This window comes from Amycolatopsis thailandensis (genome assembly GCF_002234405.1).
In the GTDB taxonomy this organism is placed as follows: domain Bacteria; phylum Actinomycetota; class Actinomycetes; order Mycobacteriales; family Pseudonocardiaceae; genus Amycolatopsis; species Amycolatopsis thailandensis.
Window position 1 is genome coordinate 1 of the sequence record NZ_NMQT01000286.1, and the last position, 1178, is coordinate 1178.

A 1178-nucleotide genomic window follows, 5' to 3' on the forward strand; every position below is an offset into this window, starting at 1 on the left:
GTCGCGGTCGTTTCCGGGCTGTCCGGAGCGGGCCGCAGTACCGCCGCGAAATGCCTGGAGGATCTGGGCTGGTTCGTGGTGGACAACCTGCCGCCCGAGCTGATCGCCACCATGGTCGAGCTGGGCGCGCAGGCGCGGGGCGCGATCACCAAGGTCGCCGTGGTGATGGACGTGCGCTCGCGCGCGTTCACCGACGACCTGGCCTCGGTCATCAAGGACCTGGACGCCCGGGGCTACAAGCCGCGGGTGCTGTTCCTGCAAGCGACCGACGCGGTGCTGGTGCGCCGGTTCGAGGCCGTCCGCCGCGGGCACCCGATGCAGGGTGACGGCAGGCTCGCCGACGGCATCACCGCCGAGCGCACACTCCTGGAGCCGCTGCGGGAAGAGGCCGACCTCGTGCTCGACACGTCGTCGCTTTCGGTGCACGACCTGCGCGCCAAGATCGAGGACGCCTTCGGTTCCGAGGCCAGCACGCAGACCCGGGTCACCGTGCTGTCGTTCGGGTACAAGTACGGCCTGCCGATGGACGCCGACCTGGTGATGGACGTCCGGTTCCTGCCGAACCCGTTCTGGATCCCGGAACTGCGCGACCACACCGGCCTCGAGGGCGAGGTCCGCAACTACGTGCTCAGCCAGGAAGGAGCGGACGAGTTCCTCGACCGCTACCACCAGCTGCTGCGCCTGATCGGTGCCGGCTACAAGCGTGAGGGCAAGCGGTACCTGACGCTGGCCGTCGGCTGCACGGGCGGGAAGCACCGCAGCGTCGCCATTTCCGAGGAACTCGCCCAGCGTCTGTCCAATGAGGACGGTATGGCCGTGAAGGTGGTGCACCGCGACCTTGGCCGCGAGTAGCGAGCCGCGAGCGGTGGCACTGGGGGGCGGGCACGGCCTGCACGCCACCCTCACCGCGTTGCGCCGGGTGACCTCGCAGGTCACCGCCGTGGTCACCGTCGCGGACGATGGGGGCTCGTCCGGCAGGCTGCGCCGGGAACTCGGGCTGCTGCCGCCGGGCGACCTGCGGCAGGCCTTCGCCGCGTTCGCCGCCGAAGACGGCGGAACGCTGTGGGCGGAGGTGTTCCAGCACCGGTTCGGCGGTGACGGCGCGCTCGCCGGGCACGCGGTCGGGAACCTGTTGCTGGCCGGGTTGTTCGAAGTGCTCGGCGACCCGGTCGCCGCGC

2 protein-coding genes are annotated in these 1178 nt (G+C 71.0%); both read left to right on the top strand.

Going from position 1 to position 1178, the window contains the following annotated elements; translation table 11 throughout:
• Positions 1-852, top strand: an 852-nt coding sequence (gene rapZ / locus CFP71_RS42340; RefSeq protein WP_143267303.1) for an RNase adapter RapZ, incomplete at its 5' end; no start/stop codon positions are given.
• The coding region (locus tag CFP71_RS42345) for a gluconeogenesis factor YvcK family protein (RefSeq protein ID WP_279629274.1) at positions 839-1178 on the top strand (340 nt) is incomplete at its 3' end. The genes rapZ and CFP71_RS42345, both read left to right, overlap by 14 nt.